The organism is Okeania sp. SIO2C2 (assembly GCF_010692625.1).
GTDB classification, from domain to species: Bacteria; Cyanobacteriota; Cyanobacteriia; order Cyanobacteriales; family Microcoleaceae; genus Okeania; species Okeania hirsuta.
Genome location: NZ_JAAHGM010000052.1, coordinates 14,250 through 41,048, shown reverse-complemented (window position 1 = coordinate 41,048; position 26,799 = coordinate 14,250). Strand labels below are relative to the sequence as shown.

Below are 26,799 nucleotides of genomic sequence, written 5' to 3'. Positions count from 1 at the left end.
ACTTCAAAACAAAAATCCAATTTTTCTGGCAAATTATTCACAAAAGAGGTAGTCCTGCATGGTAATGGTGAAGATATATCTTTTTAATTTTTCCCCATCTCCCCATCTCCCCACACTCTCTCTACTATTAGACATCTCCAAAAATCAAAAATCGAAAATTAAATCAATTATCACACAGAAATTATCAATTCTTTCTCCCTACTGCCTACTGCCTACTCCCTCTTTTCTGGAGATGTCTATTGGAGATGTCTAATAATCAATCTAGTAAACCTTTTTCCCGCGCACGGATTTGTGTTAAAGCTCGAATGTTTTTTCCAGGTTCAGGATAAATTCCCAATACATCCTGAATTTTTGACCAGTAGTGACGAATCATACGTTCTGACTTATACATTGATTGAGCAATAGCTTTATCTTGCAAACCTTCTTCAAAAGCAAGTCGCAACACTTCCAACCACTCGGGTTTAACTTCCAAATCAGTTTGTAAATCCTTAGTATGAGTAAGTCCTTGCATTGACCATTCCATCCGAGTTAAAAAAGTTTCTACAGTTTCACTTTTATCAGCAATTGTAAATCCTCCTTGATGGGCATCAATTTCAGGTATGAGGCGAACTAATGCTTTGATGCTACTACTTTGTACCATTAAGTTAAGTTGCGGATAATCTTGCATTAATTGCTTGAGTAACCCCAATCCATGCTCTATTTGGGCGGTTGTTCCTGATTCCTGAGGAATAGACAAATCGGCGATCGCTAAATCGGGAGAATGTAGAGCAACTTCTGTAAGAGCTTCTTGCGCGGTTTGAGCTGAGAATATTTGGGCATCCCCAAAGCGATCGCTTACCAAACTAATGGTTCCATTTAACAGTAAGCGATGGTCATCAATAATGAGAATTTTTGGTTGTTGAATATTCATTTTGAGTAAAATCAATTACACCGTTTATTGTAGCTCGTCATGCCTACACCAGCTTGTTTAGCCATAATGAGAGTTGTTACCTGTTGCCTATTCCCTATTTCCTATTCCCTGTTCTCTGCTATAAAAGATAAAGGATTACTTTTATTAAAAGCAAAATCCAGAATGCCCCGATCGCAATGTTTGTACAGTAAATTCCCCTGACTATCAAATAGAAAAGTAGCACCTCTTTGAGTCAAATAAGCAGAATTAGGTACATAAGTTGACCAATGACTTAGAACTTCAGTCATATTTCTTAACCTCAGTGTTGCTAGTTCAAAAGGACGTTGAAAACCTGTTCCACCCGCCATCTTAAAAAATGAACCCTTTAGGGGTGGTAAAGGTTTAGCATGGATGACTTCATCATCACCAATCAATTGAGGTGCTTTTTTATCCCCTAGATAACCTCTAAACACCTCCCCTAAAGTACCAGGACTACCAATACCTGCACACATCAACATTAAATTGACCCAAGCACTTTGACCTGTAGTTAATAAAGGGAATTTAAAAGTTAATCCCTGATATAGCTTTAATTCCTGATGCAATTGAGCATCTGGGTCAACAAACAGACATTCTGTCGGAAACCCAGTATATTCACAAAATTTCAAACCAGAAGCGCGATCGCCAATCCCAATTGCCCTTATTGTCACCCCTTGATCTCGCAACTTAGCAGATTCTCGTTGTAACCACCAAGCATATTCTAGGTTATCAAAATCACCCAATTGTGACCAAATTAAAACTAAAAGACGATTAACATTTTCACAACCACTGAGGATAGGTGAAATTTCGCCATCACTAATTCTGAGAGGTTGACTTTGCTTTAGGGTCTGGTAGATATTCATAAGACAAATAATAAAAAATCAAATCAATTATCGCACAGAAATTATCAATTATTTCCCCCTATTCTGTAGGGACGTTGCATGCAACGTCCCTACTTCCTCTTTTCCTCAGAAATAATATAAAATAAATACATAGACTAATATAGCAATGTGCGCTGGCTTATGTACAAATTGCAGGAACTGTCCAATAGCTAAAATCTTATATTGTAAGCTTTTTATTCCCCTCCTGGGAGGGGTTAGGGGTGGGTTGCCTGTTGCCTGCGCGCAGCGCTATATCTTGCTTACCAAAAAAAGATAATAACCATGAGTATCAAAGATAATGCACAAGGACCTCGCAATATTAGAATTGGCAATATATTATTATTGCTAGCAGGTATATTCCTCTTTATAAACCTAGTATTTCCTAATTTATTCGGTCCTCAAATTCCTCGCGTTCCTTACAGCTTATTTATTAACCAAGTAGAAGACGGCAAAGTAGCACGAGCTTCTGTTGGTCAAGAACAAATTCGTTACCAACTTAAAGAAACAGCAGAACAACCAGGACAGGTATTTTCAACTACCCCAATATTCGACCTAGAATTACCAAAACGTCTAGAACAAAAAGGAGTAGAATTTGCTGCTCCGCCTCCTTCTAATAATTTTTTTGGTAATATCTTGAGTTGGGTAATTCCTCCGCTAATTTTTGTCGCTATCTGGCAATTTTTTATTGGTCGTCGTGCAGGTGGTATGGGCGGTCCCCAAGGGGCACTTTCGATTACAAAAAGTAAGGCAAAAGTTTACGTCGAAGGTGAGTCTACGAAAGTAACTTTTAACAATGTGGCAGGAGTTGAAGAAGCAAAAACAGAATTAGAAGAAGTTGTGGAATTTCTTAAGTCTCCCGAACGTTTTACTAATATCGGCGCACGCATTCCCAAAGGTGTATTATTAGTTGGACCTCCAGGAACTGGTAAAACTCTATTAGCAAAAGCAGTTGCAGGAGAAGCAGGAGTAGCATTTTTCAGTATCTCCGGTTCCGAATTTGTCGAATTATTTGTGGGTGCAGGTGCAGCACGGGTGCGAGACTTATTTGAACAAGCAAAGCAAAAAGCACCTTGTATTATTTTTATTGACGAACTTGATGCTATTGGAAAATCTCGTGCCAGTGGCGGTTTTTATGGTGGTAACGACGAACGGGAACAAACTCTCAACCAGTTATTAACTGAAATGGATGGCTTTGCTGCTGCCGAGTCAACAGTTATTGTTTTAGCTGCTACTAACCGCCCCGAAACCTTAGACCCTGCTTTATTGCGACCAGGAAGATTTGACCGTCAGGTTTTGGTAGACCGTCCAGATTTACCCGGTCGTCTGAAAATATTAGAAATTTATGCTGCCAAAGTTAAGTTGGCAGATAATATAGATTTAAAGGCGATCGCTACTCGTACTCCTGGTTTTGTCGGTGCGGACTTAGCTAACCTGGTTAATGAAGCAGCATTATTAGCAGCGCGTAACAGAAGAGAAAAGGTTTCTCAGGAAGATTTTGCTGAAGCGATCGAACGCATTGTGGCAGGTTTGGAAAAGAAAAGTCGTCTTCTCAGTGATAAAGAGAAAAAGATTGTTGCTTACCATGAAGTGGGTCACGCTTTAGTTGGTGCATTGATGCCTGGCAGTGGTAGGGTAGAGAAAATTTCTATTGTTCCTCGAGGAATGGCAGCTTTGGGTTATACTTTGCAACTACCTACTGAGGATAAATTTTTAAGAGATGAGGCGGAACTTCGCGGACAAATTGCAATTTTATTGGGGGGTCGTTCGGCGGAAGAAATTGTCTTTGGTAGTATTACTACTGGTGCTGCGAATGATTTGCAGCGCGCGACTGACCTAGCAGAGCAAATGGTGACAACTTATGGTATGAGTAAAATATTGGGTCCTTTAGCTTATGAGAAGGGTCAACAGAATAATTTTCTCGGTCAAGGTGGAATGAACCCGCGTCGCATGGTGAGTGATGAGACTGCTAAAGCTATTGATGATGAGGTGAAAGAAATTGTGGAAACTGCCCATCAACAAGCGTTAGATATTCTCAATCATAATCGAGATTTGTTGGAAACAATTTCTCAACAGCTTTTGGATATAGAGGTAATTGAGGGAGGAAAATTACAAGAGTTATTGCAGCAAGTTCAAGCTGCGGAAACTGCAAAAATTCCTTCTGAAGTGGGATAATCTTATGTCTGGTAGCATTGGTGTAATTAGATAAAGAGTGTGGGAAGATGGGGGAGTGGGGGAGATGGAAGCATTTTTCTACTTGCTTGGTGCGCTACCTGGTGCGCCGTGCGATGGCGCGGGGTCGCATCCGCTTTTTCCTCTATTCTATTTCTGAATCTCCTGATTTCACCAGGACTGAGGAATGAGAACGGTAGTCAAAAGCACATACCGCGTGCAAAGATACCAAATGGCTTTTATACAGCGCTTTTGCTGATTGATGAACCACATCGTCATCAGCAAAAGCGCTGTAGGGGCGAATGGCCATTAGCTAGCGCACAACGACGTTAACGTCCCTACTGTGGGCTACTGATAACTGATATTATGTCCGGTAGCATCAGAGCGTGTATACAATTAAGTTTCAATTGAAAGAAACCCTTGAGCATAGCAGCATAGCTGCCCTCTGCCTTCCTTCCACCGCGGAGATGATATGAAATGACTTTCGCCTCTACTGACTCCTGAAATATCATACATTTATTCAACAACGCCAATTTTTTTCAATCAAAACTATAATAGCTCATCTGGGTAAATTCCTCTTTCTCTAAGTAGGGCTTGCTGATTAAATCTAAAAGTATTTACATATAAAGGTTTTAGCCTTTTTTTTGTCGAATTGCAGTGCCTGGTTTTCAGCTCTTCACGCTAAAAAAGTTAGTATTTTAGGCTCATAGTTGGGCAGAAAAATCAAGGGACAAAACTTAGCTCCTATCTCCTCTAAATTCCCATTTCTCCTGTCTTCCCCTCCTGGGAGGGGTTGGGGGTGGGTTGTCTCCTGTCTCCTACCCCAGCAAAAAGACTTTTTTCAGCAAACCCTAAGTATTGCTGCCAGTCTGTCAGCTCGTTGCTTTTCTTGTTCAGCTCGTTGATATTCCTGCTCTCTAAGTCGCTCTAATTCTATCGATGTCAGGAACTTACGTCCATCAGGTCGATATATTTCTAAGGTCTTTTCTGTGATTTGAAAACGAATATGCAAACGTGGACTGACCCAACCATCAATTTTTTCAATTGTTTCTAAGCGATCGCTTTGAGGAGAAGCAGTATTATCCACTCTAATTAAACCTGTAAAATCTATTTTATCGGGGTCATAAATATAATATTCTTCGGCTCCATGCTGTTGATAAAATAGCAATTTTTTATTCATTTCTTTCAGACGGTTGCCCGGCGATAATATTTCAAATACCACCTGGGGAGCAATATTTTTTTCCTCCCATTGTTTATAAGAATCCCTATCTCCTTTTGGTCTACCAAATACAACCATAATATCAGGATCAGTCCGAATTTTATTATTTCCTACCACTGGATACCAGAGGAAATCTCCAGCGACAAAAACATCAGCAACCTCAGCAAATAAAATTTCTAAATTTTCTTTGATAGTTACAATCCAGCGAAATTGTTTTGTATTATCTGCTATTGGTTGACCATCACTTTCTGGATCAATAATATCATGTCCGTTGGTATCGTTTGTGTAAAAGTTAGCGTGGATATCTACAGGAAATTTAAGTTTTTTTCTTGCTCAATTGCCTTCCTGTTTGTTGCCTTCCGGAGCTGTTGCCAGATGAGCTGTTGCCTACCTTTGCTATACAATACCGATGCTACCGGACATGATATAATTTCTGGTTTAGTCTCATTTGTTAGCTCTTGTACCATACTTTTTATTATGAGTTTTTGGCTGATAAAATATTATATGAAATCTCAAAATAATCCTACAAATAATTTCTCTGCTGAAAAGACTTTACCTAGAAATGTCGATTTGAAAAAAACTGAGTTTGACTATAACTAAATAATATATAGGCTATGACTACTGACTACTTGAAACAGCTTAAGTATTTGTAGCAAAAATTTTAGTATTTCATATTAGACCAAGTTTGGTTGGCAAAAAAGATTTTTAATTGTTATCTGTTCCCTGTTATCTTAATTAATTAGCAAAAACTCTATATTTTATATTATAATAAAGTGTTAGTCTCAATTGAATAAGGAAAAAGGAAAAAATGGATGGGGATACTGAAAAGTTGTCGCTCCAATGGATCAAATTCCAACAAACTTGCAGACACCACTTATGAGGTTTAGGGTATTAAACCCATAAAAAAAAGATAAACGTTCAATTTTTGATGATTTGAATATACACATGACTTACGCATGAGGTACGAAAAACTAGGATTTGAGATTGCTTTCCGTTCCGGACTGCTGCCCAAACCCTGACGGTCGCAATGAGGAAAATAAGTTGCAGGTGCGTAAGTCCTGATACAGTTCACAATTATATCCCAATAAATATGAGTCTTAAAAAGAAACCAAAAAATCCTAATAAGCGTCAGATAGGCAGTGCATTATTAATTTTGGCAGGTCTGTTATTAACAGCATATTTATTAGTGCCACGTCGTAAACCTCCTCGTGTTCCTTATAGTGTCTTTATTCAACAGGTAGAAAACGGACAAGTAGTTGGAGTTCAAGTAGATGAAGAAAAAATTTTATATCGTCTCAAAGGAGAAGAGAACAAACCCGGACCTTTACTTACTACTACTCCAATAAATGACTCCCAACTACTTCAGCGTTTAGAAGATAATAAAGTTTTATTTCAAGCTGCACCACCTCAAAGTCGTTGGGTTGCTATTCTTTTAAACTGGGTAATTCCGCCTATTATATTAGTATTAGCATTTCAGTTTTTTATGAATCGTGGTTCTCAAGGTGCTCTGTCAATGAGTAAGAATAAAGCTAAAGTTTATGTCGAAGGAGAATCAGATAAAATTACCTTTGCTGATATTGCTGGAGTAGAAGAAGCAAAGACAGAATTAACAGAAATTGTAGACTTCTTAAAATCACCTCAAAAGTTCACTGAAATTGGAGCCAGAATTCCTAAAGGTTTATTATTAGTCGGACCTCCTGGAACAGGTAAAACTTTATTAGCAAAAGCAGTGGCAGGAGAAGCAGGAGTACCTTTTTTTAGTATATCTGGTTCGGAATTTGTAGAGTTATTTGTTGGTACTGGTGCTGCTAGAGTTCGTGACTTATTTAAAGAGGCAAAAAAGAAAGCTCCTTGTATTATTTTCATTGATGAAATAGATGCAATTGGGAAGTCAAGAACCAGTGGAAATTTTCACAGTGGCGGTAATGATGAACGAGAACAAACTCTCAATCAATTGTTAACAGAAATGGATGGTTTTGGTGCTGGAGATTTAACAGTTATTATCTTAGCTGCTACTAACCGCCCAGAAGCTTTAGATGCTGCTTTATTACGTCCGGGAAGATTTGATAGACAAGTATTAGTAGACCGCCCTGACTTATCTGGTCGTGAAGCAATTTTAAATATTTATGGCAAAAAAGTTAAATTAGGAGAAGATGTAGATTTACATAAAATAGCAGTGAGAACTTCTGGTTTTGGCGGTGCAGATTTAGCTAATCTTGTTAATGAAGCTGCTTTATTAGCTGCTAGAAATCAAAGGCAAACTGTGGCACAAAAAGACTTTGCTGAAGCTATTGAAAGAGTAATTGCTGGTTTAGAAAAAAGAAGTAGAGTTTTGAGTGATCGCGAAAAGAAAATAGTAGCTTATCACGAGGTTGGTCATGCTTTAGTTGGGGCGATAATGCCTGGTAGTGGTAAGGTGGAAAAAATCTCAATTGTACCAAGAGGAATGGCAGCATTAGGTTATACTTTGCAACTTCCCACTGAGGATAGATTTTTAAAAGATGAGGGGGAACTTCGGGGACAAATTGCTACTTTTTTAGGAGGACGTGCAGCGGAGGAAATTATATTTGGAAATATTACTACTGGAGCTTCTGGAGATTTACAAAAAGCCACTGATTTTGCCGAACAAATGGTAACAACTTATGGCATGAGTAAAGTATTAGGACCTTTAGCTTATGAACGGAGTGGCAAAGGAGGGTTTTTGGCGAATGGCGGGATTAATTCCCGTCGTTTATTGAGTGAAAAAACTGCTGAAGCTATTGATAATGAAGTGAAGGAAATTGTAGAGAAAGCTCATCAACAAGCTTTAGATATTTTGAACCATAATCGAGATTTGTTGGAAAAGATTTCTCAGCAAATTTTAGCACAAGAAGTGATAGAAGGTGAGGAGTTATATAAGTTATTAGACCAGGCGCGATCGCCTTGGGAAAAGCAGCTTCATTTGAGCTAAGTAAAATTCTTAATGACAGGAATATTAAAGAGGAGATAGAAGCTTGATTTTTGATAAATTGGGCTTTTATACTCATGTTATTTAGTTTCGCAAAACTACCAGAAGGAAAAAAGAATGAACTATTTCAGATATCTCGATATTGTGGCACAACTGTTCATAAATATCTGGGTAGTCCTAAAATAGTACACATATCAGAACTATTCCCTACTACTTATGTAGATAAATTGTCTAGATTTTAAATATATCTGTTTAGTAGGATTTAATAAATATTTTGACATTTCTCCTACTAGGTTAATTTTCACTTCCTGCCAAAAATTTTTCAACCTTATAATTTTTCAGAATTATGACAATAGAAATTATAAGATTTATTTTTGTATAACAAGGGCAATGAATACTTAGTTTCTGAGTTAACAATTGCACAATTAGTGTTATATTTTTTCATCAACTCCAACATAGCCTCTTGAACCAGAGAATTATACCCCGAATCTAATTTTCTAGACATGGCTCCCAAGCTTTGACTCTCTCCTGCCAGAATTTTAGGTATTTCTTCATCTATTACACCGTTACTTAAACTATTAAGACGATCATACCATTCAGCAATTCCTGGTGCAGTTTGGGGCAAAAACTTGTACTTAGCAATAGTTCCCCGCTCAGTTTGCCAAGATAAAGATAATAAACTACCTGGAGGAGAAACAATCACTGCATCATCTGGAGTATGCTGTCTAATCCAAGTATAGAGTTCTTGCTTATCTTGACTTATACCTATATAGTTTTCTGGAAACTGAAATACTTGTCTAGCCCCTACCTGAAACTCCCAAAACCAACCACAAAAGATTATGGTTAAAATTACCAAGCTGAAAGTTCGGAAATGGTTAGCACTACCACCTGAAAAAGTATCTTCCAAAGCACAAAGCATGAACATATAGGTACTCAACGGCAATATAGCATCCCCTAACCGAAATGGGTAATATTGAAGCAAAGACCCCGTTTGATCCCACGGGGCGATCGCTAACCCCAGGAGGAAAGGAATCATACTCAAAACTGCAAAACCGATAAGTTTCAAGCGAGCATTAATGACTACTATGGGTTGGGTTGTTTTAGCGGTACTTATGTAAGCTACCATGCCAAATATCAGCAGATAGCTCAGTAGCACTAGCCACCAATTATTAGGCCAAGAAGCAGGGTTTAAATGATGTGGCAGGCGAACAAAAACATAAATTTCGGATGAATTGATGGAACTCTCTGAAGATGAGCCAAATAACTTTTGAAACACAGCAGGAAAGGCAAAAATTCCTCCCAAGCTATAAAACAGGATAACCCGTATCCCTTGACGTAACCAGGAACCTAGAGTCGAAATATTTTCAAACAAAATATAACCAAAAAATGCTAGAAAACTATAACCCCCAACAAGAACATGAAAGGAGGTAGCTACTCCAAGAAATAAACCACACAAACTATACTGGTTATTTAAAAATTTGCTCAGACCAATTAAAACAAATCCATAGGCAATAGCTTTTGCTTCTAGGTCAGGAATCATAAATTCATTGGCAGCAATACTGAAAGGGCGATTATTAAGAATTATAAGTATGTAGAAAGATACTGCTAGTAAAGCATAACGATCAAAATTAGCTTGAGGAGATAAAGGTTTCCGCCAGAGTTTCAGTAAGAAAATACTACAAATAATCATTGCAGCTAGTATGATTAATCCCACGTTATGGCTAGGAAAGAAAATCGGAAATAATTGCTTGGCAAGTGGGCGGAATTGATAAAGAAACCAAAACGAGAGACTCAGTAATATGGAATGTAAACTCATGCCTAAACTTAGACTCATTGTGGCAAAACCATAACTAACTAGGCTATAGATTACTATCCGCCCCACAATACCACCCCAGACAAAACCTAACAGATTTAATATCGTGCCGAATATTAACTGAAAGAGCAGGCGATAGCCAGGAGGCTGATTAAGATACCAATCTTGAGGAATCCAGTCTGGATTTGTAAATTGTCTGGCCAAGGGTAAAACATCTACTTCGTTTGATGTTACTTTCATAATGTTACCGAACATTAAGGCTAGACAAAGAAAAAAGAAAATAACTATTGTTCGACTTATCTGGGGCTGAGTCATTACTGAAAATAATGAAGAACGCTTGACTAAATGTGGATTCATGGCGTAGTTTATATTGATTAACTTGCTATATTTCTAATTTTTTCTTCTGTTTCCCAACTGGAAATGATACCACCATATAGTGTAGTTTTATTTGATTTTTTATATTATATCATTATTTTAAATTATCAAGTAATCTAATTCTTGGAGTAAATCCGCTTCTTAAGCCATTCTTATCTATATACAACAGGTTATGTTCATAATAAACTATTGAATCAATTCCCGTAAAGTGGTTTTAAAGTATGATATATCTAAAAAATATTAAAAAAGTCAAAAATAGTATAAACTAGGAAAATAGATTTAACACAAAAAGTATATGGTCAATAACTAGCAAATAGTTATAGAGTTGACTATTCCTGATTACTGTTAAATCACAATTAACAAATACTCAAATTAAGGCAACTATTAATGACTACAACAAATAAACCACATTCGCTGTTAACAGTACCAACCGGTTTATTGCAAATTCCGACTGTAGCAAAAAATACTACAGAACTGAGTAGCCAAGATATTAAACTTTCGTTAGTGATTCCAACATATAAGGAAAGCGAAAACATACCTACGATAGTCCAGAAATTAACTCAATTACTTGATGATGTAATTCCCAGTGTTTACGAATTGATTGTTGTAGATGACAATAGTTCCGACCTAACCTGGGAGGTGGCTCAGAATATGACACCAGAATATCCTCAGCTTCAGGTAATGCGTAGGGAAAAAGAACGGGGACTTTCTACAGCAGTGATTCGTGGTTGGCAGGCGGCCAGAGGAAAAATATTGGGAGTCATCGATGCAGACTTACAGCATCCTCCAGAAACTCTGTTAAAACTATTGGCTGAAATGGAGCAAGGTGCTGATTTAGCAGTAGCTAGTCGTCATGTTGGGGAAGGAGGTGTCAGTGAGTGGAGTTTAATTAGACGATTTTTGTCTCGTGGGGCTCAAGTTTTAGGGTTAATAATTTTACCTGGAGTAGTGGGGCGAGTTTCTGACCCCATGAGTGGCTATTTTATGGTGCGCCGGGAGGCGATCGCAGGCAAAACCCTCAGTCCAGTTGGGTACAAAATTTTGATTGAGGTTTTAGGTCGAGGTAACGTTCGTTGGGTAGGAGAAGTGGGCTATGTGTTCCAGGAACGTCTGGAAGGAGAGAGCAAAGTTACCTGGAAACAATATATAGAATATCTGCAACATCTTCTAACTTTAAGGTTAGCCAAATGGCCTGTTGGACGATTTATTCGTTTTGGTACAGTTGGCTTTAGTGGGGTGTTTGTGGATATGACAGTGTTTTATTTATTGCGCGAGGCGGTGGGTTTGGGCTTAACTAGCAGTGCCATATTATCTGCAGAGGCAGGAATTATCAATAATTTTCTGTGGAATGACTTATGGACTTTTGGTGATATCTCCCGTTCGCAACGTGGTTGGCGGAAAAGGGTTAAAAGGTTATTAAAATTCAACTTAATTTGTCTGACTGGCTTGATTTTTAATGTGTTAATTATCAACTTACTATTTAATCTTCTTGGAGTTAATGAATATATTGCTAAGTTAATAGCGATCACTACTGTTACTTTATGGAATTTCTGGGTAAATCTGAAACTGAGTTGGCGAGTCACTCAGGTAGACAAATAAAAAATGCTGAGTAGGCATCGGTACGCGCATGGTGGGGTATGAGCAAGAATCAGCTTCAATTTGAGTACATTGTTTACCATAGTAACCTATAAACTCAAGAATCTTGGCCTCATCTGAAGTAACTTCTTGAATCCCGATGATATAAACATTTGTGTCAAGACATAAACGTTTGATTTTAGAGCTGATTTATAAACTGAGCTGTTTGCGCAGCATTCTGCAGGAAAACTCTTATGCTATCTAGGTCTCAGTAATTTCTGGTTTACCGACCCAAAATCGGCAAAACCTTTGTCCTGTAATAAATTCAGCCTCTTAATATTTACTTTATAAATCAACTCTAAAAGTTATTCACGACACCCAGGAGGAATATTACATCCTGGTTCTAAAAAATATCTCATTTTAGCAATTACATATTCAATTTCTGGATGTTGATAAAGATAATTAAGTTGAACAGTTAATTTATTTTTTTTCCAGAAATCATCATAGTCTAAAAAAGTAATTAATTCGCCATTACCAGCATCTATTCCTGCGTTGTAAGAAGCACCGCTACCTTTACCTAAAATATATTTGATATCTTTATAAGATTGAACAATGGATGTCGATCGCTCGACCGATAGTCAACTATAATTAACTCATAGTTAGAGTAAGTTTGTTATTTTACACTATCAACTTTTGATAAACTAATCCATCAGCCAGATTCACGCTTTCCACTAATGCCTTTTAAACTACTGCCCTCAACATGAGTTTGTAGAAGCATACGCATTTGTTCTGGTTGAATTTTTCTACGATAGTACAGGGTGTCAAAAGTATTGGTGTTTGCGCAGCATTCCGCAGGAAAAGTTTTTCGGCATTCAGGACAATAATATCGTGGACTTCCAATAGTTGTCTTTCCATGATACCCGAGTTTGATGATGGCCACACACAGGACATTCCATGATGATTGAAAGTATTTAGGAACAATAATCATCTTATCATTCCTACACTTTCTTGATGCACTACCAAATTATTTTATCAAATTGGTATTAATACATTCACTCATTTCTGTTTCTAATAATTTCAACAAAGTATCAACATCCTGACCCAGTTGTTCAAAACAGTCTGGTGGGGATATTTCTGGTTGAAAATAAACTAATTTAATTTGGCCATCACCAATAGCAATCATTAATACTTCTAATTCTGGTTTATAACCATCTATCAAACCCAAGATTTCCTGAATTTTGCCATCAACATTGCGATTTAATCTTTCTATAGCTGCTTTTGAACAATATACGAATTTAGGTGTCTCTTTTAAATCAATTCCAATTGTCTCATCAGTTTCTCCCTTTTCCAAATGTAGACCCCATGCTAAAGCAGCTAATTCTTTTTGATTAGTTTTGACAAATTTATTTAATTGATGTTGCCAATTACTTTTATGGTTATTCGGTGGGTTGGTATTTAATCTATTCATAATTTAAATGTGAACTTCAAAATTTTGATTCTGACAATTCAAGTTTGTCAGCTAAAAAATACCTTTCAATAATTAATAATTAATAATTAATAATTACCTCTCCCTAAAAGGGAGAGAATTGGCTAAAAGGAATTTTTTTTCTGTTTTCTCCATGAATGGAGAGGCTTTATACCTTTATTTTTCGGTAACATCTAAGAGAGATAGTATCAAGACTATACATACTTTCTGAGGAAGAAAAGCTTCTTATTGTCATAGGTGTTGAGTGAAATAGTATACCATAATTTCTCACAAACTGATTTGATAAGCTACTTTTTATGTGAAAAATTGAGCTTTAAAAAAAATCAGAGAAACTTTGAAGTTAACCGAGATAAAATTCAATCTTTACCATCAAAATTTTCGAGCATTGCCTGATTGAAAACAGTTTATTTATCCAGATTCAAATCACAAAAAATACGGGTTATATTATCAGTCAGTTCAAGAACCATTTAGTTACCAAATAGTTCGTCAGCTAAAAAGTCACTGTAACTTAGATATTCCTTTTTAAAAGTTAGCAGAGTTTCCCCTTCTTCATAAATGTATATTGGTGGATTATTACCTTCAGATATTTTGAAAAACATAAAAAAAAGACCAGACAGATGCATATAAAACACAAAAGCATCTGGTGACAAGGGTTCGGGAAACTGATTTTCTTCTAATAATTCGACAGCTACTTCTTGAATATTCAGAAGAGAATTAAAGAAAGAATACGAGTCACGCATTAATCCTCTCGCCCAGTGTCCTCCCCACAAAAGAAACTCTTTATAAGCATCGGGTAAGGATAGTTGTAAGCGACTTTCAAGAGTCTCAATTTCCTCTTCGGTACAAGGAATTAATCTAGCATTATGGGCTAAATTATCTTTACATAAATATAAATCTTCTAATTCTTTAGCTCGTGACTTAAGTTGGTCGAGATACATAACGATATTCCTTTTTGGGTTTATTTTTGTTCCATAACTACCAGATCTCTATAAAATTACTTTTCAAATAAAGATTCGTAAGTAATCTCTGATAAATTTATCTCAAGACTTTCTATAAAATCTCTTCTTCTTCCTTCCTTTACGAGGGATAAATCCCATAGTAGAAGTCATTTCAGTTATACCAATTCCTAAAAGTAACGCTATACTTGGGGACAGCTTCAGTTATTAAGTAATTAACACAGCTCGAATAACTTTTTTGCTAATTTGAGCGACGAAGACTGTTAATTATTCTTGTTTTTACTTCTCCGGTAGGGACTAAGCATGCTTAGTCCCTACCCGCTCCCCTACTCCCCTACTCAATAAAATGTAGAAAAGTTTTTGAGAAATGGTATTATCAGTTATCAGTTATCAGTACCTCTGCAATAAGGAGGTTTGACATAAGGAATATTCTCTTTTTTTATCCCTTTAAAAGGGGAGGCACATACCCACAATTTTCCGGTAATTTTTTTGATCATATTTTATTTCTTTCCTCCTTCTTACTTCCTCCTTCCTCCTTCCTCCTTCCTCCTTCTTCCTTCTTCCTTCTTCCTTCTTCCTTCTTCCTTCCTCCTTCTTCCTTACTTTAAACCAGATTGTACCCGCCATAAACTAGTATAAATTCCTGATTTTTCTAATAATTCCTCATGGCGACCAAATTCTACTATTTTGCCATATTCCATAACGTAAATACTATCGGCATTTCTGATAGTAGAAAGACGATGAGCAATAGCAATTGTTGTCCGATTTTGAGTGATTTTTTCTAGAGATTTTTGAATAGCTGCTTCAGTTTCATTATCCACTGCTGAAGTTGCCTCATCAAGTATCAAAATAGGAGGATTTTTCAACACAGCTCTAGCAATAGCAATTCGCTGTCTTTGACCCCCAGATAATTTCTGTCCTCTTTCACCAACAATAGTATCATAACCATGAGGTAATTTATTAATAAAATCATCCGCTTCAGCAATTTTAGCTGCGGCAATAATTTCTGGCAAAGTTGCATCAAAAGAACCATAATTAATATTTTCAGCCACAGTTCCATGAAACAAAAATACATCCTGACTAACTAAACCTATTGCCCGCCGTAAATCTTGTAAATTAATTTGATTTATTTCCATACCATCGAGAGTAATTTTACCTGCTTGTATTTCATAAAACCGCAGTAATAATTTGACTATCGTGCTTTTTCCCGAACCTGTTGAACCGACAATTCCAATAGTTTTTCCAGCAGGAATTTTGAGAGAAAGATTTTTCACAACAGGTGAATTTTTCCCATAGGCAAAAGTGACATTTTCTAACTCTAATTCTCCCTTAACTGACTCAACAGACAAAGCAATATTTCCCGGAGAAATAGTAATCGGAGTATCCAATAAATTCATCACCCGATTAGTAGAAGCCATACTTCGTTGATATAAATCAAGAGTTTGTCCTAAGCGAGTTAAAGGCCATAATAATCGTTGAGTTAAAAATACCATGACACTGTAAGTACCTACAGCTAATCTACCAGCAACTGCTTCTAAACCACCTAATAATAAAGTTGCGGTAAAACCGATAAAAATTATAATTCTAATCAAAGGAACAAAAGCAGCAGAAAAAGCGATCGCTCGTCTATTACTGGTTTTATAACCTTCACTTTCTTGAGTAATTCTTCCTACTTCATAAGCTTCTGCTGTGAAACTTTTTATAGTAGTAATTCCTGAAATATTATTAGATAATTGCCCGCTTAATAAACTTACCCTTTCTCGAACTTCAGCATAACGAGGCACTAAAAATTTTTGAAACCAAATTGAACCCCAAATAATAAATGGCATTGGTAAAACTGCCCACCAAGCTACACTAGGAGCTAAAACAAAAAAAGCACCGCCAATAATTGTGACTGTTACTAAAACTTGAATTATTTCATTTGCTCCTACATCCAAGAATCTTTCTAACTGATTAATATCATCATTTAAAATTGCCATTAGATTGCCCGTACTACGTTCTTCAAAATAGGCTAATTCTAAATCTTGTAAATGACTATAAGTTTCAATGCGTAAATCATGCTGAATATTTTGAGCTAAACTGCGCCAAAGTCGCTCATAAGCATATTGAAAAATTGATTCTAATCCCCAGACAATTAAACTCAGAAATGTCAAAGCCAAAAGTTGCCCAAAAATATCTTTAATTCCCCATTGAGCAATCAGAGAATCTTCTTGTTTCACCACAACATCAACTGCTGCTCCAATTAAAACTGGAGGTGCCAGGTCGAAAATTTTATTTAAAATCGAGCAGATAGTAGCTTGCCAAATTTGAGTACGATAACTACTTCCATAGTTAAGCAAACGTAAAAAAGGATGTTTTGATTTAAATGTTTTTTTTGACAAGATTAAATTCCTATAATTTTGTATAAATAAAAACTCGAATTATTCTAACATAGTTAATATTAAGTATAATGTCAATATTGCCAGTCTAAATTAATGAACTATGAACAATTTCAAAATAGATAAAAAATATCAAACTATTATCGCTGTTCCCTTAAGACAATCCTCAATTCTTAATTTATTCTTAATCGCAATCATAGCTGTTTTCAATACTAGCTGTAGTAATTGGGACTTGAAATTATATAATTCTAGGCAAACTATAGACAAACAAGCTCGTTTTTCCTTGAATAACCGTCCAGACTTTTTTGAAAAAGGACGACTACAGATAGAGCAGGAAATGAAACAGCTCGAAACACAAAAACCCCAATCTGTATTAACGATTGAATCTGGACAGATAGAATGGCAAAAATTTCTTTTTAGAGAAGGAGATTTTACAATCTGGATGCCTACAGGTGGAATGACGGCCGAGAGAGAAATTATTGAAACTGACGATGGAAATATTAATTTTAAAGTATTTGCAAGTCACCCCGAGTCAGCAAGATTTGTAGTTGCTTATTCCGACGTTTTAAATAGTAAACAATTGGCTGATAAGCAAGATATATTAGTAAGAGTACAACACAAAATTATTGATGTTACAGATTTTGAATTGAGTAGGAATGATTCCTACAACTCAGAAAGATTTTTAGGGCGAGAATTTGTACTGACAAATAATGTTGAAACTATTACATTCAGAGTTTACTTAGCAGGAAAAAGGTTGTATATGATTGGAGCCAGTGAAATAGAAACAGAAAACGAAATTCCAGGAGCAGTAGAAAAATTTTTAGATTCATTTAAACTAAATGAATAATAGTAAAAATTACTCACAAATATCTTAAATCAAAGCATCAGATAATCAGATAATTAGTAAAAAAAATGCAAAATATCTTACCGAAAAATTGTGGTTTAAAGCCTCCCCTTTTAAGGGGATAATAAAGAAAAATTTTCATGATTAGTCAATCCTATTCTTTTCAAGGAGAGGTAATAATTAATAATTAATAATTAATAATTAATAATTAATTATTAATTGTTGAAAGTATCTTTATGTAAGGATTATTATGGTATAATTCAAAATACTTATACCAAGTAAGCTTTATAAGAGAATACGGTTAAGTTAAGGATTTTTTTTTGCAAATCTGTGATGTGCAAGAGCTTATTTTGATCTTGGCTATAAGATGAATTTTGATCTTGTCTGAACTGTATTGATTGATCATAGATAATTATAATTTTTGCCTTCATCTCTACATCAAAAATCAATCTAAATCAGATTGAGTATGGCCTAAAAATTATATAATTATTACTACTGTAAAATATTATGATACAGATAGCAAATTAGTCAGACAATATATACTAAAATCTATGACAATAAGCTGTTCATAATTTTAACTAATATCTGAATTTTTATAAAAGGGAAAACTTAATAGAGAAGATAAAATCTAAATATTTATTAGCTTATTAGATACCTCCAAAAATACCGATTTTGGGAAGGTACTGTAAAGCTTTCATCACCTTTTCTGGAGATGTCTATTGTTTTGAAATTTTCCTGCCTAATACCAAGCGTGATAAATATTTACTACAAATAACTAAGTAGAGCAAGCTAAAAAAAAGACGTTGCATTTTTAATCAAAAAAACCCTAAAGGCAATCAATAGACATCTCCAGAAAAGAGGGAATAGGTATGGAGGAGGAAAGAACTGATAATTTATGTACGATAATTGATTTAATTTTTGATTTTTGGAGATGTCTAATATAGCAATCCTATTTTATTCGTGTCAAAAATCTTACTGCTTTTTAGGGAACACTTAACTGGGAACACTTAACTGGTAAGAGTTTCAGTTTTTTTATTTACTTTTTGATTTGTCACGACCTATTTAGGATTGCTATATAAATTTTTGAGCTAACTTACAATTTGATACATAGCGCCCAAAATTTACCATGTTCTACTTAGGTTATTTCTTAGTAGGACTGAGGACCGAGTCAGGTAGGGGAGCCGTCGGATTGGCCACATACATAATAAATAGCTTTGATACCATTCATTAGGTCGGAATTTATCTTTTTAGTCCAAGGGACATCTCCTGCACGTGTCTTTGATAGCAATGTGCACTGGCATATTTACAAATTGCAGGAAGTTTCCAATAGCTAAAATCTTATATGATCAGCTTTTTATTTCCCCAAATGAGCTATTCCCTATTGCCTGTTCCCTACGCGCAGCGCTATAACTGCCCTGATTATTCGTAACATTCTTTTTCCACCCTTGGTATAACGCCTAACTTAGTATACTTATTCCAGAATAAAAACCATGACAAACACAATTGCTTTACTTGCTTATGACAGCAAAAAAGACAACTTAGTTGAATTTGTCAAACAACATCAAGTTGTGCTATCTCGCTATCAATTAATTGCCCCAGAAGACACTGCTAAATATCTTTTACAAGAAACAGCTATAGAAATAAACTCTTTATTACCAATTTCCTTGGGAGGAGATGCTCAAATAGCAGCAGAAATAGCCACAGGAAATATTATTGCTGTTATCTGTTTAGTAGACTACCTATTCTCTCAATCTTATGAACCAGACCTCAAATTATTACTGCGTATTTGTCAGGTACATAATGTCCCGATTGCCATTAACATTGCCACTGCTGAAGCAATTATTAATACTTTCATTCAAGCTACTGTTGCCCACCTCATATTCAACCCTGTATCTGGTCAGGGCAATGCTCAACAAGAATTATCATTAATTAAATCACTTCTCGAACCTCATCTGCATTTACATATACACGAAACCACTATAGAGCAAACAGCAGAAGAATTGACAAAAGAAGCGATCGCTAAACAAGCAGATCTGATTATTGCTTCTGGCGGTGATGGCACTGTTTCTGCCGTTGCTGGAGAATTAGTAAATACAGGTATTCCTCTGGGTGTAATTCCTAGAGGTACTGCCAATGCTTTTGGTATGGCTTTAGGAATTCCCGGCATTACACCAATTAGAGGTGCTTGTGATGTCATTTTAGCAGGCAAAATTCGTACAATAGATGTTGGTCAGTGCAATGAGCGTACCATGATTTTATTAGCAGGAGTGGGTTATGAAGCAGAAACCGTAGAGAGAGCAGATCGAGAAGCTAAAAACCGTTGGGGAGTGCTTGCTTATGTGATGGCAGGTTGGCAACAACTAAACGAACAAGAACTTTTTGATGTTGAAATAGAAATTGATGGTGTTACCAAAACCTTTGAAGCAGGAGCAATAACAATTGCTAATGCAGCTCCACCCACATCAGTTTTAGCTCAAGGTTTGGGAGAAGTAATTATGAATGATGGTTTATTAGAAGTAATGATTATTACCTCCAATAGTAGACTGCAAGCTGTTAATACCGTAGTTAGAATGTTCGGGTCAGCTATATTTAAAACTCCTGCTCAAGATCAAGATACTATTGGTTTGCGAACAAAGCAGGTAAAAGTTAGTACAGAGCCACCGCAAAAAGTTGTCCTTGACGGTGAAATTATTGGCACTACACCAGTTGAGATTAAGTGTATTCCTGATGGTTTAATTGTGCTTGCTCCGCCAACCAATGAAATTGAAGAAAAATCTGCCTGGAGTTTTCTATCTTTACCAACAAGAGTTAAAAATCAGGTTCTGCAAAATGATGAGATAATTTAGAAGGAAGAAGGAAGAAGAAAGAAGGAAGAAGAAAGACGGAAAAATTTTGTGGGTGTTGGTGAATGAGTGTATGATATCAATCTTCATTACTTAGGAGCAAACCCACCCCCTAACCCCTCCCAGGAGGGGGACTCAGGAGTCAGGAGGGAAGAAATTAGAGAAAAGTAGAGGTAATTTCAAAATTTCTTTGGTACTGTAAATTCTTAAATTTTATCAAAAAATAATGATCTACTCAGACAAAATCAATATTTCACAGCAACAACCTACAAAAGGTAACCATGCAATTGTAATTGGTGGTAGTATCGCAGGGTTATTAGCAGGGCGAGTATTAACAAACCATTTTCAACAAGTAACAATAGTAGAGCGTGATCGCTTTCCCGAACATCCCCAATTTCGGCATGGAGTACCTCAAAGTCATCATGTCCATGTACTATTATCCAAAGGTCAACAAATTTTAGAGCAACTGTTTCCTGGTTTAGTCAAAGATTTGGAAACTGCAGGTTCCCTAAAAATTGATTGGGCAGCAGAATTTCCCTGGTATAATTTATTTGGTTGGCAACCTCGGTTTCGTTCCGATATAAAAAGTTGTCTTTGTAGTCGGCATCTATTAGAGTGGTCAATACGCCGTCAATTAACTGCTGATTACAGCGTGCAATTCCTAGAAAGCACTCAGGTAAAAAACTTACTCAGCAACGTTAGTAACTCCAGAGTGACAGGAGTACGAATAAAGTCAAATTCTCAGGAACAAGATTTAACTGCCGACTTAGTTGTTGATGCTAGTGGGCGAAATTCCTCTCTACCTAAGTGGTTAACTGCTTTAGGTTATCAAGCTCCTGAAGAAACAGTAATAAATTCTTTTTTGGGCTATAGTAGTAGATGGTATAAGTGCCCAGAGGGTTTTCAGACAGATTGGAAAGTATTAGCAGTAGCAACAAAGCCACCCAATGATCAACGTGCGGGGATAATTTATTCGGTGGAAAACAATTTTTGGGTGACTACTCTTTATGGTATCAACAAAGATTATCCTCCTACTGATGAAGTTGGTTTCCTAGAATTTGCCCGTAGTCTACGAACCCCCATCATCTACGAACTTATTAAAGATGCTCAACCCATTTCCCCAGTTTATAGCTACCGACGTACAGAAAATCGCCTCAGTCATTACGAGAAATTATCCAGACTACCAGATGGTATTGTTGCTATAGGTGATGCAGTATGTTGCTTTAATCCTGTTTATGGTCAAGGTATGACTGTAGCTGCTTTAGGAGCGATCGCTCTCGACCAGTGCTTGCAAAATCATCCTAGTCTCAATGGGTTCACTAAGGGTTTCCAGAAGCAACTTGCTCAAGTAAATTCTATCCCTTGGTTAATGGCAACTGCGGAAGACTTACGTTGGCCAGGTACAGAAGGTGGCAAACCAGAATGGATGACAAGATTAATACAGCAATATTTAGACCAGGTATTGCTGCTTTCAGTACAGCACCCGGAAGTTTATCAAAAATATATATTAGTCATGCAACTGACTCAATCTCCAAAAATTCTGTTTCAACCTGATATTATGGCAAAAATTTTGGGGCAGATAATCAAAAATAATCAACAATTTGATTCAACAGATCGAGAGCAAAATATTCCTAAACTGCTTTGCTAAATCACTTTCAGATCAAATCCGGGGGAATTGGACATCAAAAAAATCTCGAATCGTCATAACTACGTTTATCTTTGTGATTCTCTCTCCTCCTGATATCAAATCCGTTTAATTGGACATAAAAAAAATCTTCAATCGCCATAACTACGTTTATCTTTGTAATTCTTTCTCCTCCTGAGGAGGTCCTTCCCCTCCTGGGAGGGGGAGGGGCGAGGGGTGGGTTGACTCCTGAGGACTCCTAACTTAACCATTCTATGGCTATTTAACCGGATTTGATATGACTCCTAAAGACTTAACCAACCCATGACTGTTTAACCGGATTTGATATCATTTGTCAATCCGAATAGCTAATAGCTAATTGTATTATTTATAATTAGCTATTAGCCATTACCTACTAAATATCCATCTTCCTCAGCTCTTCCGCAAGAGTATCTACAGTGAAGCGAATTTGCTCATCTGTATGATTACAAGTGATAAAAAAACGTAGTCTGGCTGCATTGTGTGGCACAGACGGATAAAACATAAACGGTACATTAATCCCTCGCTTAAATAAATTTTGGGATAATAGTACAGATTTAATAGACTCACCCACAATAATAGGTATAACTGGAGAATCTTTACTCATACCAGTATTCAGACCTCGTTCGCGAGCGCATTCCAAAAATAGTCGAGACCTTTCTTGCAATTGTCTCACCCTTTCAGGTTCCGCCTTCAACAAACGAATAGCTGCTAATACTGATGCTGCATCTGGAGGGGAAATACCTACACTATAGACAAATCCTGGAGAAGTATATTTAAGATATTCTACTAATGCTTTGCTACCAGCAATATAACCACCACAACTAGCAAAAGATTTACTTAAAGTACCCATCCATAAATCAATATTAGTGGGGTCAACCCCAAAATACTCACTAATACCCCGACCATGCTTGCCAATGGTACCGATAGAATGAGCCTCATCTACCATCAGAAAAGCTTTGTAACGTTGTTTAATCTCTATAAATTTCGGTAAATCTGGAATATCACCATCTGTACTATATACACCTTCTATAGCAATAAGTATCCGTTTATAACGATGACGGCGATCGCTCAATAACCTATCCAAAGCTTGCCAGTCATTATGAGGAAAAGCAATAATAGTTGCTCCTGATAACAAACAACCTTGGAAAATACTATTATGGCTCAAAGAGTCATGGAGAATTAAATCATTTTGCCCAAACAAATGACTAATAGTAGTTACATTAGTGGCATGACCCCCGACATAAACAATACTATCCTCAACGCCGATAAAATCAGCAATTTCTCTTTCCAATTCCTGATGTAATGGCTTTTCTCCTGATAGTAACCTACTGGCAGAAACAGAAGTACCATAGCGATCGATAGCTTCCTTAGCAGCATTAGATACTAAAGAGTCACCACACATACCTAAATAATTGTAGGTGGCATAATTAACCAATTCCCTACCACCTATAACTGTGGTATTATTATTAATCCGTTCTTGAGGTATAAAAAACGGGTTACCAATACCTGTAGCATTAATTTCTGCCATTTGCTTTTGCAGTTGCAGATATTCTGGGTATAGGTCGAAGTTATAATACTCTAAAGGAATTTCTTCAGTTTCAATAGTTGGATTAGAAGTTGAGACCTCAGCCTCATCTTCTAATTTTTTGTGAATATTTGGCCCTGTATCCTGGGTGGTATCCTCCACTAAATATTCAGCTAAAGCCTCAATAGTAGGATAATCCAATAATAGAGTTGGAGGAAGTCGCCGACCGAGGAGATTTTCTAGTTCTCCAGAAAGATTGACCACTTCAATTGAGTTAAGACCATAATCAATAAAATCCCGCTCAATATCTATCTCATTGGTTTCCAGTTCTAGCCGTTCAGCTAATTGGGAGACCAACCAGGACTTAATATTATCTCTGACTGGAGATGATTGTGGGACTTGCAAGGCAGGGTCTTGATCGTTCTTCACTAAAGACAGATTTTGGCTGTCTTGCTCATTCATAAGCTGGTTCAACAGTTTCATTGTTCACTCCTGCACCACATTAAAATTGCTTGTCACTCAGTTTTTTCTAGTAGCTTATATGCAATAGCACATATTGGGGTAAAAAAGTCCCTCTGGAAAATCAGAAATCAAATTTCTGAGTTATGGGGAGCAACTTTTGAGTTGTCACAATTACCTGAAATAGCCAACTATTTCAACTGATTGACCTTCCCAAAAAAACACTGGGGAAGGCATGATGGTTATTGTGCCACGATCTTATACGAAGTAGGGATAACCAGCCATTAGAAGTTATAAGTTAGAAGGAAGAAGTCACCAGATTGTTTTGGAGTCGTAAATGCTTTGTAATTCTTGTCTTTAGCTACTTTGATTGCTAAAATTTTTAACCGAGGGTAGAGTACAGGACGGGAGCGTAGGCCATATCTAGATAATAATTATTGGACATTAATTGTTCATTTTACGGTTCTGTTGTCACGAAACATATAATATGACTATATTTCTTTGATTAGGACTTACGCACGCCTACCATATATATAGCGTTAAAAACTATAATGTTATAGTTTTTGAACTCTACATATAGTACCTTGGCGTAAGTCCTGTGTATAATTTTTACTATACCTGTAACCTCAGAATTTTAGAATTTTAAATTCCTGTTGTGATACTGTTTACCTTGTTGGTTCTTCCTTCTTCCTTATTCAAATATTTGTAGAGTTCCGGCTAAAAAGCCTTCGCGACAAGCATAACGCTGAACTTTTCCACTAGAAGTTTTGGGAATAGCTCCCGGTTTAAGCAACAGGATCTGATAAATCTGTAAATCGTGATTTCTTGACACAGACCGTTGGATAGATTTAACTAAGTCCTGAGAGTTATCAAAATTTTCTGTATCAGACTTACCATTACGCTGACTAAAAAAATCAAGCTTTACCAAGTCAACAGATTCATTAGTGGAGTTATACTTTTGACTTTTGACTTTTGACTTTTGACTTCCATGAAGCAGTTGGCGAAAGTTACGTTCTACCTCAGTCACTACTACTAAATGTTCTTCTCCAGCAACCTCTACTGAAAACCCGGCCACACAACCTGGTCTAATCATGGGATGACTTTGCTCGACTGTCCATTCAATGTCTTGGGGATAGTGATTCCGACCATTAATAATAATCACATCCTTCAGACGACCTGTGACAAATAACTCATTTCCCTCTAAAAATCCTAAATCTCCAGTTCTCATAAATGCTCTTGGTGTTAGAGCATCTGTGATAAAAGCTTCAAAAGTTTGCTTTGTTTCTTCTGGTTTGCGCCAATAACCCTCAGCAATGCTTGGCCCTGATACCCAAATTTCTCCAACTTCACCCTCAGCACAGAGAGTTAATTTTTCTGGATGGACAATTTTAATCTGTTGGTCTGGCAAAGTTTGACCACAACCTACTAATGTTTTTGTTCCTTCTGTTTCAGAAACTAAGACGATCTGGTTTTGTTCTAATGCGTTAGTCGCAATAGTAGTTTGAACTGGTGGAGCAAGTTTATCGCCTCCAGAAATTATCAGAGTAGCTTCTGCCATCCCGTAACAAGGATAAAAAGCTTCTCGACGGAAACCACAAACTTCAAAAGTTCTGGCAAATCTTTCTAAAACGTCGGCACTAATTGGTTCAGCACCATTAAATGCTACTTCCCAACTACTTAAATCCAAATTTTGCATCTGTTCGGCCTTAATTTTACGGACACACAGATCGTAAGCAAAGTTAGGTCCACCACTGGTAGTCCCTTGATGTTGAGAAATAGCTTGTAGCCAGCGTACCGGACTTTGCAGAAACATTAACGGAGACATTAAAACTACTGGAAATGCTCCATATAAAGGTTGTACTATCCCACCAATTAAACCCATATCGTGATAAGGAGGTAGCCAAATTACTCCTTTGCTTTCTACAGAATGTCCAAAACATTGATGAATCAGACTAGAGTTATGCAAAAGGTTATTGTGAGTAATCATTACTCCTTTTGGTGTGGCTGTGGAACCGGATGTATATTGGAGGAAGGCAAGGGTATTTTCGTTGATATTTGGTTCAAGCCATTTTTCTGCAAAATTGTCTGGAATATGGTCAGTGGCCAACAAACCTAAACTATTAAATTCTGGGGTTTCTGAGGCGCGACGTTCTAGAGTGGAGATGATAGATTTAGTTGTTAGAGCTACTTTGGCCTCTGTATCCCTAATAATTGTTTGAATGCGGGCCAGGGAGCGATTGGGTCTAGGGGGATAGGCGGGAACTGCAATAATTCCAGCATAAAGACATCCAAAAAAGGCACTAATATACTCTAGTCCCGGTTGATAGATGAGTAAAGCACGTTCTCCTGGTGGACATACTGATTGGAGATAGGCAGCGATCGCCCGTGAATGTTGTTCTAGTTGTTGATAGGTGAAGCTAATTGTGTCTGTTTCTCCATCTACTAAAAAGGTATAAGCTATTTGTTTGGGATTTTCGATAGCTCTGTTTTGTAATAAATCTACTAATGTTTGAATTTTTTTATCTATAATATTCATTTGATTTTTGATAGAAAAAGCTAACAATAATTAAGAAAGACACGAGAGCAATTTTAACGCAGATTTAGGGACGAATAAGTAGCCAAGTGTATTAGATTTTTTTTTGTAATAAAACTACTATAATAAATACTAAGATTAGTTTAAACATAATCATGTTTTGAAAAGGATAAAAGCAATGAATCTAATTAAATAATTTGAGGGA

General features: G+C 36.6%; 18 protein-coding genes and 2 pseudogenes. 7 read left to right on the top strand and 13 right to left on the bottom strand.

Going from position 1 to position 26,799, the window contains the following annotated elements:
• Nucleotides 1-256: 256 nt before the first annotated feature.
• Both F6K18_RS27850 and F6K18_RS27845 read right to left on the bottom strand, forming a co-directional pair.
• Nucleotides 257-910: a response regulator transcription factor gene (locus F6K18_RS27850; protein WP_287525632.1), complete on the bottom strand. Its 654-nt coding sequence runs from the start codon at nt 908-910 to the stop codon at nt 257-259.
• Nucleotides 911-1,011: 101 nt separating this feature from the next.
• A complete protein-coding gene (locus F6K18_RS27845; RefSeq protein WP_287525631.1) occupies nt 1,012-1,788 on the bottom strand; it encodes a peroxiredoxin-like family protein in 777 nt (258 codons plus the stop codon).
• A gap of 300 nt (nt 1,789-2,088) precedes the next feature.
• On the opposite strand from F6K18_RS27845, the gene ftsH4 reads away from it, so the two are divergent.
• Nucleotides 2,089-3,978, top strand: coding sequence for an ATP-dependent zinc metalloprotease FtsH4 (ftsH4, locus tag F6K18_RS27840; protein WP_287525629.1), 1,890 nt, complete (start codon nt 2,089-2,091; stop codon nt 3,976-3,978).
• Between the two features lie 838 nt (nt 3,979-4,816).
• On the opposite strand, the gene F6K18_RS27835 is transcribed toward ftsH4, so the two are convergent.
• Entirely contained in the window at nt 4,817-5,497 is a 681-nt protein-coding gene (locus F6K18_RS27835) for a Uma2 family endonuclease (protein WP_287525643.1), read from the bottom strand.
• A gap of 2 nt (nt 5,498-5,499) precedes the next feature.
• Entirely contained in the window at nt 5,500-5,661 is a 162-nt protein-coding gene (locus tag F6K18_RS27830) for a hypothetical protein (RefSeq protein ID WP_287525628.1), read from the bottom strand.
• 623 nt (nt 5,662-6,284) lie between these two features.
• On the opposite strand from F6K18_RS27830, the gene ftsH reads away from it, so the two are divergent.
• Nucleotides 6,285-8,144, top strand: coding sequence for an ATP-dependent zinc metalloprotease FtsH (gene ftsH / locus F6K18_RS27825; RefSeq protein WP_287525627.1), 1,860 nt, complete (start codon nt 6,285-6,287; stop codon nt 8,142-8,144).
• 74 nt (nt 8,145-8,218) lie between these two features.
• A complete protein-coding gene (locus F6K18_RS27820; RefSeq protein ID WP_287525626.1) occupies nt 8,219-8,383 on the top strand; it encodes a hypothetical protein in 165 nt (54 codons plus the stop codon).
• A gap of 86 nt (nt 8,384-8,469) precedes the next feature.
• Here F6K18_RS27820 and F6K18_RS27815 read toward each other — a convergent pair whose 3' ends face one another.
• Entirely contained in the window at nt 8,470-10,194 is a 1,725-nt protein-coding gene (locus F6K18_RS27815; protein ID WP_287525625.1) for a DUF6798 domain-containing protein, read from the bottom strand.
• Between the two features lie 522 nt (nt 10,195-10,716).
• Here F6K18_RS27815 and F6K18_RS27810 point away from each other — a divergent pair.
• Entirely contained in the window at nt 10,717-11,928 is a 1,212-nt protein-coding gene (locus F6K18_RS27810) for a glycosyltransferase (protein WP_287525624.1), read from the top strand.
• Between the two features lie 341 nt (nt 11,929-12,269).
• Here the strand turns inward: F6K18_RS27810 and F6K18_RS36925 are convergent.
• The 6 genes and pseudogenes from F6K18_RS36925 to F6K18_RS27785 form a co-directional block, all read right to left on the bottom strand.
• Nucleotides 12,270-12,521: pseudogene (locus F6K18_RS36925) on the bottom strand (glycosyltransferase); the annotation flags it as partial.
• Between the two features lie 113 nt (nt 12,522-12,634).
• Nucleotides 12,635-12,860 (bottom strand): annotated as a pseudogene (locus F6K18_RS27805) (IS1 family transposase); the annotation flags it as partial.
• A gap of 68 nt (nt 12,861-12,928) precedes the next feature.
• Nucleotides 12,929-13,372, bottom strand: a complete 444-nt coding sequence (locus F6K18_RS27800; protein WP_287525622.1) for a hypothetical protein — start codon at nt 13,370-13,372, stop codon at nt 12,929-12,931.
• A gap of 485 nt (nt 13,373-13,857) precedes the next feature.
• Nucleotides 13,858-14,328, bottom strand: a complete 471-nt coding sequence (locus F6K18_RS27795; RefSeq protein WP_287525621.1) for an SMI1/KNR4 family protein — start codon at nt 14,326-14,328, stop codon at nt 13,858-13,860.
• A 465-nt stretch (nt 14,329-14,793) separates the two neighbouring features.
• Nucleotides 14,794-14,973 (bottom strand): hypothetical protein, encoded by a 180-nt coding sequence (locus F6K18_RS27790; protein WP_287525619.1) that lies wholly within the window; start codon nt 14,971-14,973, stop codon nt 14,794-14,796.
• Entirely contained in the window at nt 14,946-16,727 is a 1,782-nt protein-coding gene (locus F6K18_RS27785; protein WP_375341359.1) for an ABC transporter ATP-binding protein, read from the bottom strand. The genes F6K18_RS27790 and F6K18_RS27785 overlap by 28 nt, the downstream gene beginning before the upstream one ends.
• 100 nt (nt 16,728-16,827) lie before the next feature.
• On the opposite strand from F6K18_RS27785, the gene F6K18_RS27780 reads away from it, so the two are divergent.
• The 3 genes from F6K18_RS27780 (at nt 16,828) to F6K18_RS27770 (ending at nt 22,059) form a co-directional block, all read left to right on the top strand.
• A complete protein-coding gene (locus F6K18_RS27780; RefSeq protein WP_287525617.1) occupies nt 16,828-17,571 on the top strand; it encodes a hypothetical protein in 744 nt (247 codons plus the stop codon).
• A gap of 1,487 nt (nt 17,572-19,058) precedes the next feature.
• Nucleotides 19,059-20,414: a methylglyoxal synthase gene (locus F6K18_RS27775; protein WP_287525615.1), complete on the top strand. Its 1,356-nt coding sequence runs from the start codon at nt 19,059-19,061 to the stop codon at nt 20,412-20,414.
• Between the two features lie 223 nt (nt 20,415-20,637).
• Nucleotides 20,638-22,059 carry an NAD(P)/FAD-dependent oxidoreductase gene (locus tag F6K18_RS27770; RefSeq protein ID WP_287525613.1) on the top strand — a complete coding sequence of 474 codons (1,422 nt, stop codon included), beginning with the start codon at nt 20,638-20,640 and terminating at the stop codon, nt 22,057-22,059.
• Nucleotides 22,060-22,450: 391 nt separating this feature from the next.
• Here the strand turns inward: F6K18_RS27770 and F6K18_RS27765 are convergent, their stop codons facing one another.
• Both F6K18_RS27765 and F6K18_RS27760 read right to left on the bottom strand, forming a co-directional pair.
• Nucleotides 22,451-24,064 (bottom strand): aminotransferase class I/II-fold pyridoxal phosphate-dependent enzyme, encoded by a 1,614-nt coding sequence (locus tag F6K18_RS27765; protein ID WP_287525611.1) that lies wholly within the window; start codon nt 24,062-24,064, stop codon nt 22,451-22,453.
• Between the two features lie 688 nt (nt 24,065-24,752).
• On the bottom strand, nt 24,753-26,597 hold the full coding sequence (locus F6K18_RS27760; RefSeq protein ID WP_287525609.1) for a fatty acyl-AMP ligase: 1,845 nt from the start codon (nt 26,595-26,597) through the stop codon (nt 24,753-24,755).
• Nucleotides 26,598-26,799: the final 202 nt, after the last annotated feature.